General features: G+C 53.8%; 16 protein-coding genes and 3 tRNA genes. 5 read left to right on the plus strand and 14 right to left on the minus strand.

Annotated elements, in window-relative coordinates; all coding sequences use genetic code 11:
• Positions 1–14: 14 nt before the first annotated feature.
• Positions 15–653 carry an RpiB/LacA/LacB family sugar-phosphate isomerase gene (locus tag IEX01_RS17495; protein ID WP_024561105.1) on the minus strand — a complete coding sequence of 213 codons (639 nt, stop codon included), beginning with the start codon at positions 651–653 and terminating at the stop codon, positions 15–17.
• Positions 654–807: 154 nt separating this feature from the next.
• Positions 808–2,055 (minus strand): methyl-accepting chemotaxis protein, encoded by a 1,248-nt coding sequence (locus IEX01_RS17500; protein ID WP_188724255.1) that lies wholly within the window; start codon positions 2,053–2,055, stop codon positions 808–810.
• Between the two features lie 263 nt (positions 2,056–2,318).
• On the opposite strand from IEX01_RS17500, the gene yecR reads away from it, so the two are divergent.
• The 3 genes from yecR to ftnA all read left to right on the plus strand — a co-directional run bounded on the left by yecR (position 2,319) and on the right by ftnA (position 5,502).
• The gene (gene yecR, locus IEX01_RS17505; RefSeq protein WP_048888056.1) at positions 2,319–2,666 is read left to right on the plus strand and encodes a YecR family lipoprotein; all 348 of its coding nucleotides are present in this window, start codon (positions 2,319–2,321) and stop codon (positions 2,664–2,666) included.
• A 168-nt stretch (positions 2,667–2,834) separates the two neighbouring features.
• A complete protein-coding gene (locus IEX01_RS17510; protein WP_048888057.1) occupies positions 2,835–4,781 on the plus strand; it encodes a putative bifunctional diguanylate cyclase/phosphodiesterase in 1,947 nt (648 codons plus the stop codon).
• 223 nt (positions 4,782–5,004) lie between these two features.
• Positions 5,005–5,502 (plus strand): non-heme ferritin, encoded by a 498-nt coding sequence (gene ftnA, locus IEX01_RS17515; protein ID WP_024555904.1) that lies wholly within the window; start codon positions 5,005–5,007, stop codon positions 5,500–5,502.
• Positions 5,503–5,807: 305 nt separating this feature from the next.
• On the opposite strand, the gene IEX01_RS17520 is transcribed toward ftnA, so the two are convergent.
• The 6 genes from IEX01_RS17520 to uvrY form a co-directional block, all read right to left on the minus strand.
• Positions 5,808–5,894 (minus strand) — tRNA-Leu (locus IEX01_RS17520).
• A 12-nt stretch (positions 5,895–5,906) separates the two neighbouring features.
• A tRNA-Cys gene (locus IEX01_RS17525) sits at positions 5,907–5,980 on the minus strand.
• 54 nt (positions 5,981–6,034) lie between these two features.
• Positions 6,035–6,110 (minus strand) — tRNA-Gly (locus tag IEX01_RS17530).
• Between the two features lie 163 nt (positions 6,111–6,273).
• Positions 6,274–6,822 (minus strand): CDP-diacylglycerol--glycerol-3-phosphate 3-phosphatidyltransferase, encoded by a 549-nt coding sequence (gene pgsA / locus IEX01_RS17535; protein ID WP_024555905.1) that lies wholly within the window; start codon positions 6,820–6,822, stop codon positions 6,274–6,276.
• A 55-nt stretch (positions 6,823–6,877) separates the two neighbouring features.
• Positions 6,878–8,710 carry an excinuclease ABC subunit UvrC gene (gene uvrC / locus IEX01_RS17540; protein WP_188724256.1) on the minus strand — a complete coding sequence of 611 codons (1,833 nt, stop codon included), beginning with the start codon at positions 8,708–8,710 and terminating at the stop codon, positions 6,878–6,880.
• On the minus strand, positions 8,707–9,363 hold the full coding sequence (gene uvrY, locus IEX01_RS17545) for a UvrY/SirA/GacA family response regulator transcription factor (protein ID WP_024555907.1): 657 nt from the start codon (positions 9,361–9,363) through the stop codon (positions 8,707–8,709). Before uvrY ends, uvrC begins: the two co-directional genes overlap by 4 nt.
• A 486-nt stretch (positions 9,364–9,849) precedes the next feature.
• On the opposite strand from uvrY, the gene IEX01_RS17550 reads away from it, so the two are divergent.
• A complete protein-coding gene (locus IEX01_RS17550) occupies positions 9,850–10,074 on the plus strand; it encodes a DUF2594 family protein (protein ID WP_024555908.1) in 225 nt (74 codons plus the stop codon).
• A gap of 67 nt (positions 10,075–10,141) precedes the next feature.
• Here the strand turns inward: IEX01_RS17550 and sdiA are convergent, their stop codons facing one another.
• Positions 10,142–10,867 (minus strand): quorum-sensing transcriptional regulator SdiA, encoded by a 726-nt coding sequence (sdiA, locus tag IEX01_RS17555; protein WP_048888059.1) that lies wholly within the window; start codon positions 10,865–10,867, stop codon positions 10,142–10,144.
• Between the two features lie 150 nt (positions 10,868–11,017).
• On the opposite strand from sdiA, the gene IEX01_RS17560 reads away from it, so the two are divergent.
• Positions 11,018–12,379 (plus strand): CoA transferase, encoded by a 1,362-nt coding sequence (locus tag IEX01_RS17560; protein ID WP_188724257.1) that lies wholly within the window; start codon positions 11,018–11,020, stop codon positions 12,377–12,379.
• 77 nt (positions 12,380–12,456) lie between these two features.
• On the opposite strand, the gene tcyN is transcribed toward IEX01_RS17560, so the two are convergent.
• From tcyN to fliZ, 5 genes are all read right to left on the minus strand, one after another.
• A complete protein-coding gene (gene tcyN, locus IEX01_RS17565; protein ID WP_024555911.1) occupies positions 12,457–13,209 on the minus strand; it encodes an L-cystine ABC transporter ATP-binding protein TcyN in 753 nt (250 codons plus the stop codon).
• A complete protein-coding gene (gene tcyL / locus IEX01_RS17570) occupies positions 13,206–13,874 on the minus strand; it encodes a cystine ABC transporter permease (protein WP_024555912.1) in 669 nt (222 codons plus the stop codon). Before tcyL ends, tcyN begins: the two co-directional genes overlap by 4 nt.
• A 23-nt stretch (positions 13,875–13,897) precedes the next feature.
• A complete protein-coding gene (gene dcyD, locus IEX01_RS17575) occupies positions 13,898–14,884 on the minus strand; it encodes a D-cysteine desulfhydrase (RefSeq protein ID WP_024555913.1) in 987 nt (328 codons plus the stop codon).
• A gap of 123 nt (positions 14,885–15,007) precedes the next feature.
• Positions 15,008–15,808 carry a cystine ABC transporter substrate-binding protein gene (gene tcyJ / locus IEX01_RS17580; RefSeq protein ID WP_188724258.1) on the minus strand — a complete coding sequence of 267 codons (801 nt, stop codon included), beginning with the start codon at positions 15,806–15,808 and terminating at the stop codon, positions 15,008–15,010.
• Positions 15,809–15,896: 88 nt separating this feature from the next.
• Positions 15,897–16,448 (minus strand): flagella biosynthesis regulatory protein FliZ, encoded by a 552-nt coding sequence (fliZ, locus tag IEX01_RS17585; RefSeq protein WP_024555915.1) that lies wholly within the window; start codon positions 16,446–16,448, stop codon positions 15,897–15,899.
• Positions 16,449–16,451: the final 3 nt, after the last annotated feature.

Below are 16,451 nucleotides of genomic sequence, written 5' to 3' on the forward strand. Positions count from 1 at the left end.
TCGTGTGATAAAAATCAGCCCAGTACTTCGCGTACGAAAGCTTCAATCTCTTTGTTCTGGCAGTTCTCAAAGAAGCATTTCTGGAAACGCTCGCCAGAAACTGCCGTTTTTACCAGCTCGCGGTCGATAGCACGCAGGGTATCCAGATAGTTCTCTTTCACGACGGCGGCTTTCACCTGGTTAAGGATGCCCGCGTTGCGTACCTGCGGCTCTTTACGCTCCGGCGGATAACCCTCGCCTTTACGACCGGAGAATGCTTTTTCGAAGATAAATCGCACGTTCAGCTCCGCGCCCCAGCCGAAGCCTTTTGCGAAAGGCAGCGCCAGCGCGTTGCCGTTGTTGATCTGCGCGAACAAGAAAGCGTCCGCCGGATCGATACAGTAGCCGCACACCACGCCCGGATGAATGTTCAGGGACATCAGCGCGCCCTGGCCGGTGCCGCAACCGGTGATAACGAAATCCACCGCTTTTGCGTTCAGCAGAATGCTCGCCATGATCCCCAGATGGATATAGGTCAGGTGATGATCCTGCTCATCGCTCATGCCGACGTTGAAAACCGGATAGTCTTTCTCATCCGCAACCGCCTTGAGTTCTTTGTAGATGATGGCGTTTTTCGCCGCCTGACTGTTTTCCATCATCAGTGCAATTTTCATTCTTTCCTCCTGAGGGTACGCGGGTTTCCCCGCCACGAATAGCAAACCATGAGGTAAACATACTATTCACCAAACGCACTTTCAAATTAAATGAAAAAATGTTTTATAAAAGTGCGTAGGCCTCACAGTTTTGCTTTTCGCCCATCAAACGGCGTCAGAATGTTTCCCAGTTTTCCTCTGCGGCTAGCGGGGAGCGTAGGGATGGGGTGACCGAAGCGGTTTTAACAACAGTCGGTACGGCTTTTGTCTGCGCAGACTGAGCGATGCGGAACAGCGCTAAAACTTCGTTAAGGCGTACAGCCTGCTTCTCCAGATCCGCCGAAGAAAGTACGGACTGCTGAACCAGATGCACATTCTGCTGGGTAACGCTATCCATCTCTTTCACAGCAATGCCCACCTGGCTGATGCCTTTGCTCTGTTCGCCGGACGCGCTGGCGATCTCGCCCATGATGTCATTGACCTGCTGCACGGCGCGAAGAATTTTGCTCATCGCTTCGCCCGCTTTTTTTACCTGATCCGAGCCGGTATTGATGTTGCTGACTGACTCGTTGAGCAAGGTTTCAATCTCTTTCGCCGCCTGGGCGCTGCGGCTTGCCAGGTTGCGCACCTCGCTTGCCACAACGGCGAAACCGCGCCCCTGCTCGCCCGCGCGCGCCGCTTCAACCGCCGCGTTCAGCGCCAGAATATTTGTCTGGAAAGCAATGCTGTTTATCACGGTAGTGATATCGACGATTTTGTGTGAACTGCTGCTGATGACCGACATCGTCTTCATGACCTGATCAACAGATTGCCCGCCTTCAATGGCGGTTTGCGTGGCGTTTTGCGCAAGCTGGCTGGCATGACTGGCGTTATCAGCATTGAGTTTAACGGTGCTGCTGAGCTGCTCCATGCTGGCGCTGGTCTGCTCAAGCGCGGCGGCCTGCTGTTCAGAACGGCTCGATAGCTCATTGTTGACGCCTGTGACGTCGCCGGCGTGGGAGCGAATCGTATCAGCGCTGTTGCGAATGTCCGAGACGGTTTTTTCCCAGTTCCCCTGCATGGTTTTGATGTGCGGCACCATCATCCCGATACAGTTGCGGCCAAGATCGCGCAGCGGCGCAGAGAGATCTCCCTGCGCCAGCACATGCAGATGCTCACGGATAACATCCACCGGTTTAACCAGGCAGAAATAGAGGTAACGTTCGGTAAAGACCGTGATAACGATACTGGCTAAAACGGAGGTCATCAGCAGCGTCTGGGCGCCGTCTATCCATGATTTTTGCTCCCCGGTAAGCGTCAGGCTCTCTTCCAGATTATGCAAAAACCAGAGCGTTAATCCGGAAACGCCAATCCAGGCGAGGGCGGAAAAACAAAGTATCATGACCACCATTGCACGGATTTTGATATTACGAATGAAATTCATAGTGTTTTCTCGGTGTGTAGATATGCCGTCCTTATGCGAGGCATGACGACACCCTTCCTGCTTCATTCGTGATTCTTGCGTACGAATAGAAACGTGCCGTATCGCTATTTTCGGCATCTCGTGGAGAAACTTAAGTGACTGAACATAAAAATTAAGTACCGCTAAACTTAGTGAGGTAATAATAATATCGCCAGGGCAACGCTATGATCTGTGGGCTTTTCGGGCGATTGCATTGGTTCGGCTTATGCCATGATGGGAGCTGAATGAACACTCCGGGAACCGACATGCGCAACATGATACTTCTCGCAGCCCTGCTGCTGGCTGGCTGTACCATAACGAAAAACCCCGAAGTTGTGGGCGGCAACAAGCTCACTGGCATGGTGCGCCTGGGCTTTAACGACCCCGCTTTGTTTAACGCAAAAGCAGACCCTTATCTCGCTCAGGGTACCGCCACGCGTCAGTGTCAGGAGTGGGGCTTCGCCACGGCGGAAAACTATGGCCAGCCGATAAAAACCTGCTCTGTTATCAGCGGAACGCAATGTCTGAACGAATCAGTGATACTGGAATACCAGTGCCGCGGTTTTGCCGTGCCGCAAAATGCGGGTTGGTAAGCGTATGCGCCAGCTCGTGAGGCTGGCGCATATCAATATGCGTAACGAATAATCTATTGACCATGATCCTTCTGACGCCTTTCCTGCGCCCATGATTCACTCCCCCGCGCCGCTTTGCTTCGCCTTCTTTTCAGCGTCAGATAAAAAAACGGAAACTGTTGTCGTTGTATGAGAGATAAACGGGACAAACAAAGACTGTATCGCGCGGAAGGCATCAAGCTGCTATACAGCAACGCGCTGCCCGGTATTTTGATTACTTTTATTGTCGCCACCAGCCTGGTCTTTACTTTTCTCGGCCATGAGAACCGCACGGGCAAGCTCATCTGGTGGGCAACTATCTGCCTGCTATTGGCCGTTCGTTTGGTTGACACCCTCCTCTGGTATCGGGCTAACAGCTTTGAGCGAAAACAAAACCATTTTTACTGGCGCTTCAGCACAGGCTGCCTGCTGACCGCCTTATTATGGAGCGGCTGGTGTCTGTTCTTTAGCGGTGGATTCAGTAGTGAGGAGTTCACCTCTTCGATGGTTATCCTCTCTGCTATGGCAGGCGGCGCGACCAGCATTCTTTCCGGCAACGCGCTTATCGGCACGCTGTATCCCATCATCGTACTGGTGCCTTTTTCTCTGGAGCTGCTGTGTGCCAGCGAAAAGTACAAAAACAATCTTGGGGCGCTGGGGCTGTGCTTTACCGCCATTATGGTTTTTTCTGCCGGCCGCGCCGCGCGCTATGTTAAAAGCGCCATTCTGCTGAAGTATAAAAACAGCCAGCTGCTGGAGCGCATGGAAGAGACAATTCGCACCCGTACGCAGGAAATTTATGAGATTTCGCATACCGACTCGCTGACAGGGTTACATAACCGCGTCGCTTTCCTGCGCGCCGCTAATGCATTGACGCTGCGCTATAAGCAGAATGAAATTAGTGGCTTCAGCCTCTTTTTTATCGACCTTGATGGCTTTAAAGCCATCAACGATACGCTTGGTCATGACGCTGGCGATCAAATCCTGCTGGCGTTCAGCGACCGGCTGAAAACCTTTAACCGGGATAATAATGCGATGCTCTGCCGCTGGGGCGGCGATGAGTTTATTTTTTGTATTCCCCTGACTGACAGAGCGCAGCTTGCCCGCCTGGCGCAAGAGATGAACGAGAGCTTCAGCCAACCCTGGGCGTTGCGCGGGCAGGAGCTTTTTCTTAGCGCCACCATCGGCATCGCCATCTGTCCACGTCATAGCGAAGCGATAACCCGGCTGATTCAGCTTGCGGATATCGCTATGTACTCCCTGAAAGGGAAACAGCCGCAGCGCGTTGCATTTTATAACCGCGAGCTTGAGACAGAGCTGCTAAACCAGGTGTATCTGCAGGAAGCACTAAAAAGCGCGCTGGCGAAAAATGAGATGCGGCTGGTTTATCAGCCTATTGTCGAGGCGCAAAGTGGACGTATCGTCTCCCTTGAGACGCTATTACGCTGGCAGTGCGGCGATGACGCTATTCCTCCTTCGCTGTTTATTCCGGTGGCAGAAAAAAGCGGCAGTATTGTGCCGCTGGGATACTGGATAATCGAGGAAGCCTGTAAAACGCTTGCTGAGCTGCCGCCCGCTGCAAAGGAGATTGCCCTTTCGGTTAATGTCTCTATCGTTCAATTACAGGACGCCGCGTTCATCGATAAGGTCGAGCAGTTGTTAACTCACTATGCCATTGCACCAGAGCGTCTGCATCTTGAGGTAACGGAGTCGTTATTTCACGAAAGCCAGACGGAGATTTACGCGAAAGTCAGCTATCTGCAGGATAAAGGGGTACGGATTTCCATCGACGACTTTGGCACGGGGTATTCCAGTCTTTCCGTCATTCAAAACATGCGCATCGACTTTGTGAAGATCGATCGCTCCTTCGTCAACAATATCGATGATAAAGGTCTGGCTGTGGTACAAGCGGTGCTGACCATGTCAGGCACCTTTGGCTATGAAGTGATTGCCGAAGGCGTAGAAACGGCGAGACAGGCGCAGACGCTGCGCAACTTCGGCGTTCCTTTGTTACAGGGATATTATTTCAGTCAACCGTTAGAAAAAGCCGCCATGCTGGCGAGAGTAGTCGAAGCCACCTGCGCAACTCGCCTGTAAATTTTAATTAAGCCACTATTAACGGTTCCTTTCTCGCGGCTTATTTACCTGCTCATTCAGACACCCCTTATATTTATTACTTCAAGAAGTATCTTTTAATTAATTTAATGCGTCTGATTTCTATTTGCATTTTTACTTAACTGTCTTATTTATTTTACCTTTTGCAAATAGATAAATAACAAATTATAGTGCCGCCATCTTCATTCTCTTGCGGAGCGAAAACATGCTTAAACCCGATATGATGGAAAAACTTAATGAGCAAATGAACCTGGAGCTCTATTCCTCTTTGCTTTATCAACAGATGAGCGCCTGGTGCAGCTACCACAGTTTTGAAGGGGCCGCCGCTTTCCTGCGCCGCCACGCGCAGGAAGAGATGACGCATATGCAGCGTCTGTTTGATTACCTGACGGATACCGGCAGCCTGCCGCAAATCAACGCGATTCCTTCGCCTTTCGCGCAATACGCTTCGCTCGACGAACTGTTTAAAGCGACTTATGAGCATGAACAGTTGATTACGCGCAAGATTAATGAATTAGCCCATGCCGCCATGATGGGTCAGGATTACCCGACCTTTAATTTCCTGCAATGGTATGTCGCTGAGCAGCACGAAGAAGAAAAATTATTTAAATCGGTGATCGATAAGCTGAGCCTGGTCGGGAAAAGCGGCGAAGGGCTTTATTTTATCGATAAAGAACTCGCCACGCTGGATGCGCAGGCTTAATTACGCCAGTCAGTGAAATTAACAGATACAAGCGAAGCAGACATTATGTCTGCTTTTTTTATGGCGGCGTGCTGATAATGGATTTCAGCGCCACTATGACGCAGTTGAAGAGAGAGGATGTTTCGTTTCCTCCTGTTACGCCAGGTACAACCGAAAACGTTAACACCAGCAAGCATCGCTTCAGCGTGAAAAGGAACGTGACGTAGTAAAAAACGGCAGCCAATAAGCATTACCAATAAAAAAACCACCTTTCGGTGGTTTTGCACGACACTGCTTATTGCTTTGATTATTCTTGTCTTTCCCAGTGGTACCCGGAGCGGGACTTGAACCCGCACAGCGCGAACGCCGAGGGATTTTAAATCCCTTGTGTCTACCGATTCCACCATCCGGGCTCGGGAAGAAAGTGGAGGCGCGTTCCGGAGTCGAACCGGACTAGGCGGATTTGCAATCCGCTACATAACCGCTTTGTTAACGCGCCAGATTCTTCGCCTTTTCAGGCTGCACCCGCCTTAACGGCCAGTGCTTTTTAAACTGGAGCGGGAAACGAGACTCGAACTCGCGACCCCGACCTTGGCAAGGTCGTGCTCTACCAACTGAGCTATTCCCGCTTATCAGAGCGACTTAACTTGTTGCTAAGTTAATTGCTTGATTTCTTTATCTTCCGGCAAACCGTGCCGCCGTTCGATGCGTTGCATTCTACTTACCTGACGCAGTGAGTCAACGAAATTTTCCCACCAGCCGGTTTGTTTGCTGAATTTTGCGCCGGATAGATCACCGTTCGAGCAAATCGCCCCGCGCAGCGTTCAAATATTGGAACATTGACCAGAACGTTAATACCGCAGCGATGAAAAAGAGCGCGATGCCAGCATACTCGATCCAGATATTAGGACGCCACAGCAGACCGATCAGCGCCAGCATCTGCGCCGTGGTCTTTACTTTGCCAATCCAGGAAACCGCCACGCTGCTGCGCTTGCCCAGCTCCGCCATCCATTCGCGCAGCGCTGAGATAATAATTTCACGGGCGATCATGGTTGCGGCCGGCAGGGTTATCCACCAGCTGTGGTAATGCTCCGCCACCAGCACCATCGCTATCCCTACCATAACTTTATCGGCGACCGGATCAAGAAAGGCGCCAAAACGGGTGCTCTGGTTCCAGCGGCGGGCCAGATAGCCATCAAACCAGTCGGTTATGGCCGCGAAAAAAAAGATAAGGGCGCAGACAAAGGGCGCCCAGTGAAACGGCAGATAAAACGCCAGCACAAAAAACGGAATCAGGATGACGCGAAACAGGGTCAGCAGCGTAGGAATATTGAATTGCATAATGCAGGTAACTATCTGTCGTCAGTGAAATTACCGCTATGTTGCTACATAGCCCCTAATGTTTCAACGAGTAGTAGATCTTTTCTGCCAGCGCCTGCGAGATACCTGGAACTTTTGCAATTTCCTCAACAGAAGCGTTAAGCAAAGGTTGCAATCCGCCCATATATTTCAGCAGCATCTGGCGGCGTTTCGGTCCAATGCCTTCTATCTCTTCCAGCGTACTGGTGTTTTTAACCTTAGCCCGTTTTTTACGATGTCCGGTTATCGCATGGTTATGGGATTCATCGCGAATGTGCTGGATAACATGCAGCGCGGGCGAATCAGACGGCAAAGAGAATCCTTCCCCTTCCGGCTCGAAGAAAAGCGTTTCCAGCCCCGCCTTACGGTCGCTGCCTTTCGCCACGCCGAGCAGCAGCGGGTGGTGTTTATCCCATGGCACCTCAAGTTCGGCAAACACCGATTTGGCCTGCGCCAACTGCCCCTTCCCGCCATCTATCAGGATAAGGTCCGGCACCTTGCTTTCATCAATCGCTTTACCATAACGGCGACGCAGCACCTGGTTCATCGCAGCGTAGTCATCACCGGGCGTAATGCCGGTAATATTGTAGCGGCGATATTCCGCCCGCACCGGGCCGTTGCTGTCAAAGACCACGCAGGAAGCCACTGTCTGCTCGCCCATAGTATGGCTGATATCAAAACACTCCATACGCTTCACATCCGGGAGATCGAGCGTTTTCGCAAGCGCGGCGAGCCGCTGGCTGATGGTCGACTGTTGCGAAAGCTTTGTCGTCAGCGCCGTCGCGGCGTTGGTGCGCGCAAGCTTCAGGTAGCGGGCGCGGTCACCTCGCGGTTTGGTCTGAACGTGAACGCGACGTCCCGCCAGTTCGCTGAGCGACTCCGCCAGTACATTCTGGTCCGCCAGCGCGAAGTCGAGCAGGATCTCCCCAGGCAGCGTACGCATCTGGCTTCCCTGCAGGTAAAACTGCCCGACAAATGTCTCCACCACTTCGGCTAAATCGGTGCCGCCGGGCACTTTCGGGAAATAGCTGCGGCTGCCCAGCACTTTACCCTGACGAATAAACAGCACATGCACGCAGGCCATGCCCGCATCAAACGCCACGCCGATCACGTCCAGATCGTCGCCCGTGTTGGAGACAAACTGTTTTTCCGTCACGCGGCGCACGGCCTGAATCTGGTCGCGGATGCGCGCAGCCTCTTCAAACTCCATGCTCTGGCTCGCTTTCTCCATGCGCGCCACCAGTTGATTTATCACCTGGTCATCTTTTCCGGCGAGGAACAGGCGCACATATTCCACCTGCTGCGCATAATCCTCTTCGCTCACCAGCCCTTCAACGCACGGCCCAAGGCAGCGGCCAATCTGGTATTGCAGACAAGGACGCGAACGGTTGCGGTAAACGCTGTTTTCACACTGGCGAACCGGGAAGATTTTTTGCAGCAGCGCCAGCGTTTCACGCACCGCGTACCCGTTCGGGAACGGGCCAAAATATTCGCCTTTGGCATGCTTCGCGCCACGGTGCATGGCAAGCCGCGGATGGGTGTCGCCGCTCAGAAAGATGTAGGGGTAGGATTTATCATCACGCAACAGAACGTTGTAACGCGGCTGATAAAGTTTGATGTAGTTATGCTCAAGCAGCAACGCCTCCGTTTCGGTGTGCGTCACCGTCACGTCTATCTGCTGGATTTGCGCGACCAGCGCTTCGGTTTTCCGGCTCGCGAGGTTGCTGCGAAAGTAGCTTGAAAGGCGCTTCTTGAGATCTTTTGCCTTACCGACATAGATAACCGTGCCGCTGGCGTCATACATTCGGTAGACGCCAGGCTGGCTGGTCACGGTTTTCAGGAAAGATTTAGAATCAAAAACTTCACTCACTGACTTGTTAACGTCTCCGCATTACACAGGCCATGGCGGATTGCCAGGTGAGTCAGCTCCACATCGCCATGGATATTCAGCTTACTGAACATTCGGTAGCGGTAGCTGTTCACCGTTTTAGGGCTGAGATTAAGTTGTTCAGAAATCTCAGTGACCTTCTGGCCTTTGGTAATCATGAGCATAATCTGCAATTCGCGTTCAGACAAACTGGCAAACGGCGATTCCGTTTTGGCGGGCTCGATTTGGCTGAGCGCCATCTGCTGCGCAATGTCTGAGGCGATGTAGCGTTGACCGGCATGAACGCAGCGAATGGCGCTGACCACTTCCGCTGGCGCGGCGCCTTTGCTGAGATAACCCGCCGCACCAGCCTGCATGACTTTGGCGGGCAGCGGATTTTCCGTATGCACGGTTAACATAATCACTTTGATGTCAGAAGAGTAACGGGCGATTTTACGGGTTGCCTCAAGGCCGCCAATACCCGGCATGCTCATGTCCATTAACACGACATCGACCGGATTCGCGCGGCACCATTTAATGGCGTCCTCACCGCAGCAGGCTTCGCCCGCCACTTTTATGCCTTTGATATCTTCAAGAATGCGTCGTATCCCTGCGCGCACCAGTTCATGGTCATCAACAAGAAGAACGTTGATCAATGGAAAACTCTCCAGAAAAGGGATAACGCTGCTAAAGCCAATTCGCCGTATATTAACGGGTTTTAAGTCAACTTTAAAACGCAAAACGTCCGCTGAGCCGGTTTGCCCTCTCGTTTTTGGAAATAAAATGCGACAGCCGTACCTAAAAAATGGCAAGAGACCGAAACGATAGAAAAATAAAACATTATATTTCAATGATTTAGTTTCATATAACTTTTTTATCAGTTATCAGGAAAATAAATCTATATTTAAGCTTTTATTAATTAACCTTCCAAAAACCAACCTGAAACATATTATTTAACGCCGCGAAAAATCTTCCTCACATTAAGCAAAGTTCGTATAAAAAATACGTTTGTCACGGTAAACCCAACCCGGCAGACGCACAAAAAATGCGCATTGATTACTTTTCTGCGCCTTGTGGTATACTCCGCGCCCTCAACAATCTCGCCGCGCCTTATCGTTGCGCCATTACACAGAGGAAAAGAGATGAGCACCCCTGATTTTTCCACCGCTGACAATCTGCAGGAACTGGCTCTGGAAGTCGCCTGTCTGAAAGGCCTGATCACCCAAATGCTGCAGGCTATGGGGCAGGCCGATGCCGGTCGGGTTATTATTAAAATGGAAAAGCAGATTGCTGAAATGGAAAACGAAGCGCAGGCCGCTGTCTTCAGCAATACGGTTAAGCAAATTAAACAAGCTTACCGCCAGTAATAAAAAAGGCAGCCAGGGAAAAACTGGCTGCCTTTTTGCTGTCTGACACGCAGAACTTAAGTAAAACTCATATCAGTCCAATCGCCGCCGCGTAACAGGCAATCTGCGTCTTATTTGGCGCGTTGAATTTTTTCTGCATGTTCTTCTGATGGAAATTAACCGTGTTCTCAGAAATAGCGAGAATAATGGCTATTTCCGCCGAGGTTTTCCCCTCCGCCGTCCATTGCAAAATCTCCTTTTCCCTTTTGCTGAGCCTCATCTCAAGAGAGGCCATCGCCGGGTCTTCAAGCCGGGCCAGGGTCATCATGCTTAATTCCGTCAAATACTGAAGACGCAATTCCAGTTCATCATCATCAAGCGTTTTCCCATTCACTTGCGTGCGCGAAATCGAAAGGAAACCCTGCGCGCGGTTAGGCGCCATCACGCACTGCGTTATTCCCCTGCGCAGCCCGAAATCACGGGCTCTGGCCCATAACTCCTCCGCGGGCGCCGCGAAAAGCGCATCATCCCAGTTAAGAAAACCACGCTGGTAATTTTGTGGTTTAAGCACGGGATCGATGGCGAAATAATTCTCCGCCTGATAGTGATCTAACCACGCCTGCGGGTAGGTGGTATAAAGTGTTAGTCTTGGCCGTGTGAAAGGAACGGGATGCTTAATACAAAGCGCGAAATAATCAAATTCTAAGTTTTGCGTTTGCTGGTGTAGCAGGTCGTAAATCTCATCGGCAGTTGCGATTGACTGAAAGCGGTTCAGCATGTGCTGTCGCCAGTCAAAAAAATCACTTTCCTTCATGCTGTGCGACTATTCCCCTGCGTTATTAATATCGTCCAATTATACGAATATAACGTATCATTTCTTTGAAATCATTTATACACATTATCATTGAAGCCCACATGAGAAGAAATCTCTTGCTAAGGTTTATGCGATAAGCAGGAGAGAAAAATGTGTAAACCAACCGAGACAGCTTCTGTCTTTACCGAACTCTGGCGTGAATTACAGGAAAATTCGCCGCCGGATATTTTATATATTCATCGCGGCGCGCTGCCTTCTTGCTTTGCCGTTAGCGATATTGCGGCGGCAAGTATTGCGCTGGTAGCCGGCACGCTGCAGCGCCTTATTTCTTCCAACGCCACGCCAGAAGTTGACCGCAGGCTGGCGAGCCAGTGGTTCCAGATGAGCCTGCGGCCGCTTAACCGCCCTGCTCCCGCGCTCTGGGATCCTTTTGCCGGAGATTACGCAACGCAGGATGGCTGGATAAGGCTGCATACTAACGCCGCCCATCATCGCCAGGCGATGGAGCGCGTGCTGGGCATTCACACGGACCGGGAAGCGCTGGCCGCGACGGTAAAAGGCTGGCGAAGCGTGGCGCTTGAAGACGCCATCGCGCAGGCTGGCGGTTGCGCGGCGGCGATGCGCAGCGAAAGTGAATGGCGCAGCCACCCGCAGGGTGCGGCGGTCGCGCGCGAACCGCTCTTTATACAGCAATTCACGGGCGCAGCCCCAGCGGCGCCATGGCGGCTCCCTGCTGCCAGACCTCTGCTTGGCATTCGCGTGCTGGATTTGACGCGCATTATCGCAGGGCCTGTCGCCACGCGGCTGCTGGCCGGGCTCGGCGCGCAGGTGCTGCGCATTGACCCGCCCGGCTGGGCCGAACCGACCCTGGAAGAGGAAATCACGGCGGGGAAACGCTGCGCGCGGCTCAATCTCAAAAGCGAGGAAGGCAAGGCGCGGCTACGTGATTTACTGGCGAAGGCGGATGTCGTGGTGCATGGCTACCGGGCCGATGCGCTGGCGGCGTTGGGTTTTGATGAGGAAACGCGAAGCGCGCTGGCGCCAGGCCTGGTGGATGTTTCGCTGAACGCCTGGGGCTGGAGCGGTCCGTGGCGCAACCGTCGGGGCTTCGACAGCCTGGTGCAGATGGCCTGCGGCATCGCGCATGCCGGCATGCTCTGGCAAGGGAGCGACAAGCCCACCCCGCTGCCGGTGCAGGCGCTCGATCACGCCACGGGCTACATGATGGCCGCCGCTGTGCTGAAGGGACTTTATCACCGTTTACATGCTCAGCAGGGCTACCGGGCGCGGCTTTCGCTGGCGCGCACGGCGGCGTTTCTGATGGCGCATCCCCAGCGGCAGGAGACAGCGTTTCCCGCACGAAGCCGGTATGACGAGCTGCCTTTTTATGAGTGGTCTTCTTTCGGGCTGGGGGCGCGGCTCAAACCGCCGCTGTGGCTTGCGGGTACGCCGCTTGCCTGGTCACGCGCGCCCTCGCCGCTCGGCAGCGACGAGGCGAAGTGGGCCTGGTGATATCCTGCGGCGTTGAGGCAGCGCTGCGGTTCAGAACTCCCCTCCCCTGCGTCGGGGAGAGGGTCAGAGCAGGCGCCTCAGGCGTTCAGGAACTTCTCAAGAAACTGCCGGGTACGCGGCTGTTGCGGGTTAGCGAAGAGTGATTTCGCTGGCCCCTGCTCCACGATGCGTCCCTGGTCCATGAAAATGGCGCGGTCCGCCACGTCGCGGGCGAAGCTCATCTCATGCGTAACGATAACCATGGTGCGTTTCTCTTCGGCAAGCTGGCGAATAGTATTCAGCACCTCTCCCACCAGCTCCGGGTCCAGCGCCGACGTCGGCTCGTCAAAGAGGATAACGTCCGGACGCATCGCCAGCGCCCGGGCTATCGCCACGCGCTGTTGCTGCCCGCCGGAGAGACGCTTAGGATAGCTGGTCTCTTTCCCGGTCAGCCCGACTTTCGCCAGCAATTCACGCGCCCGGGCGGTGGCCTCGGCTTTGGGTTCGCCTTTAACGATAACCGGCCCTTCGATAATATTTTCCAGCACCGTACGGTGAGGGAAGAGATTAAAGCTCTGAAACACGAACCCGACGTGCTGGCGCAGCCGCCGCACCAGCGCTTTCTGCTGGCTCATCGGCTTCGCGGCGTCGATGAGCATTTCGCCCACTCTGATGGTGCCGCTGTCGGGCTGCTCCAGCAGGTTGATGCTGCGCAGCAGCGTCGTTTTCCCGGAGCCGCTCGGCCCGATAATCGCCACGACCTCTCCCTCTGCGACCTCAAGGTCAATGCCGTGCAGCACCGTCTGGCCGTGGAACGCTTTCACCAGTTTTTTTACTTCAATCGCACTCATTTCGGTTCGCGCTCCTGTCGGTTCAGCTGGTTTTCGAAATAGTTTTGCAGCGCGGAGAGCACCGTCGCCATTACCCAGTAAATCAGTGAAGCGGCCAGATACATGGTGAACACTTCCAGCGTGCGCGACGTTATCAACTGCGCCTGACGGAACAGCTCTGGCACCTGAATGGTGGCGGCGAGCGAGGTATCTTTCACCAGGCTTATGAAGCTGTTGCTGAGCGGCGGCAGCGCTACGCGGGCCGCCTGCGGCAGAATGGCGCGGCGCAGCGTTTGCCACGGCGTCATGCCGATACTCGCCGCCGCTTCCCACTGCCCTTTATCGATAGAGGAAATCGCCGCGCGCAGCGTCTCCGAGGTATAAGCTGCGGTGTTCAGCGACAGTCCGATCATGGCCGCCGGGATAGGGTCCAGCTCAATGCCAAACTGCGGCAGGCCGTAGTAGATCATAAAGAGCTGCGCGATAAGCGGCGTGCCGCGAAAAATCGAAATATAAAAGCGCGCCAGCCAGGAGATGGGCCAGATATGAGACAGGCGCATCAGCGCCAGCACAAAACCGAGCACCAACCCGAAAAACATGCCGCCGATGCTAAGCTGCAGCGTAAAAACAGCGCCCCGCAGCAAAAAGGGGGCGGAGTCGAGCACCAGTTGAATACTTTCTTGCATTATATAAATCGCACCCAGGGTTATCAGATATGCGGATGATAGGCGAAAAGCGCCGGCGCGCCGCCTGTATGAACAAAGAGAATCGGTCCGTGGTCTTTGAAGCGTTGCTGTGCAATGCCGTCAATGAGCCCGGCCATCGCTTTCCCGGTGTATACCGGGTCGAGCAGAATGCCTTCAAGGCGCGCCAGCAGTTTTACCGCCTCCATCCCTTCGTCGTTAGGTACGCCGTAAGCCGGGGCAAAATAATCATCCCATAAAAGGATGTCCGCACGCGCTTCCAGCTCCAGGGCCTGCGCGACCGCCTGTTGCAGCGCCACAACTTTCGGTTTTTGCTGCTCAACCTTGCGCGATACCGTCACGCCAATCAGGTCGACTTCCGGCATCAGTTGCTCCAGCCCCACCGCCAGCCCGGCGTGGGTCCCTGCGCTGCCGGAGGCGACCACCACAGAAGAGAGTTCAACCGCGCCTTCACATTGCTGGGCGATTTCCAGCGCGCTTTCCACATAGCCGAGTGCGCCCAGCGCATTGGAACCGCCAACCGGGATGACATAAGGACGAAAGCCCTGCGCTTCCACGCGGGTGGCAAGCTCGTTGAGCTGCGCATCCGGATCGGTGAGCGCCGCGCACATTTCAATCTGGGCGTTGAATAAATCCAGCAACAGGCGGTTGCCGTTGCTGAGGTAGTTTTCAGCGCGCGTGCCCATCGGGTTTTCCAGCAGCGCCACGCAGTTAAGCCCAAGCTTCGCCGCCACCGCCGCCGTCTGGCGCACATGGTTAGACTGAATGGCGCCGGCGGTGATAAGCGTATCCGCGCCTTCGCGCAACGCTTCGGCGGCGAGAAACTCCAGCTTGCGCAGCTTGTTGCCGCCCATCGCCACCGGGGTGACGTCGTCGCGCTTAATGTAGATTTCGCGCCCCAGGTAATCTGACAGGCGCGGCAGATACTCAAGCGGCGTGGGCGCGCCAATCAGTTCGAGGCGCGCAAAGCGGGTTAAATTTTGCAAAGACATACAGCCTCCGGTTGCCGTTTCAGATATGGCGTAACGTTTTATTATGATTCACCCAGACTGCGCCCGGCAGAATACAATAAAAAAAGGTGCTGAAATCAGCACCTTTTTTCTGCAAAACGTCGCTTATTTGGTTACATCCGCGCCAAACCACTTCTCAGAAAGCTGCTTGAGCGAGCCATCCTTCTGCATATCGGCGATAGCCTGGTTAATGGCGTTCAGCAAATCTTCATTGCCTTTACGCAGCGCCACGCCCGCTTCCTGACGTGAGAACGGTTCACCCGCTGCGGCCAAGGTATTGTTGGTTTTCTTCACCAGATCCAGCGCCGCCAGACGGTCAACCAGGATGGCGTCGATACGGCCTACGCGCAGATCCTGATATTTGGTCGGGTCATCGTCATAGGTACGGATATCCACGCCCTGGACATTCTGGCGCAGCCACTCTTCATAGTTAGTGCCAAGGCCCACGCCCACTTTTTTGCCTTTCAGCGAATCGGCGTTAGTGATGCTGTTCGCGTTCTCTTTTTTCACCAGCGCCTGAATGCCGGAAACGGTATAAGGCGTGGAGAAGTCATATTTTTTCTTACGCTCGTCGGAGATAGTGACCTGGTTTATCACCACATCGATGCGTTTAGAATCAAGCGAAGCGAGCATGCCGTCCCATTTAGTCGGTTTCAGAGAGGCTTTAACGCCAAGATGCTGGGCCAACTGTTCGGCGAACTCGACTTCAAAACCGGTCAGCTTGCCGTCGTCGCCTTGATAGCTGAACGGCGGATAGGTGCCTTCAAGCCCTACCAGCAGCGTGCCGCGCTCTTTAACTTTATTAAGCAGGTTTTCCGCAGCGTAAGTTTTTACGCTCATGCCGGCGACCAGCGCCACCGTCATCACGCCCATCAGCGCTTGCCGACCAAAAGTAGCTAATTTCATATTTCCCCCAGAGAGTCAAAACGTTAAGCCGCAGTGTAAGTAGTTTCGCAGAGAAAGCAAAATCGACTCCGCTACAACTTATTCTTTTTTAATATATATCACATGTCGAGGACGCGGCGGGGTTATGTGTCTGGGGGAGCGCTTTTTGCGCCTGGTACTGGGCGTACTTACGCAGCGCGATGCGATAATTGTTCGTGCTGGTGAGCGGTAGCCACATGTCGAGTTGGGCATCGATATCGCCCTGCAAGGCCAGATCCTGTGGCACCTGTTTTTGCGTCAGGTGCGCGCCGAGACGGCGCAGGCGAACAACATATTCACGGATAGTGCCGTGGCTCATGTCGGTCTGTTCGAAGAGATACTGCTTGAAGCCGATAATATCGAAATAGTTGCTCTGCTCTTTACAGTGCAGATCGCCGCAAAAGCGGCAAAGCGCTACCCACTCCTGACGCTCCACCTCCCAGGCAGTTTCGTCCATGAGCGTATCGAGTTGCGCGATGGCTATCTTGTTGACTATCTCACCCTGGCGGACCAGGGTGATGCGGTCAAGCAGCTTATGGCAGTGCGCGCAGTGGGTTTGCGCGTGTTTGAAATCTTTCAGGTAGCGGCTCAGGGGCCGTCTTTTTAGTTGCTGCACCGTCATGAT

Origin of the sequence: Franconibacter daqui (genome assembly GCF_014644275.1) — a bacterium.
In the GTDB taxonomy this organism is placed as follows: Bacteria; Pseudomonadota; Gammaproteobacteria; order Enterobacterales; family Enterobacteriaceae; genus Franconibacter; species Franconibacter pulveris.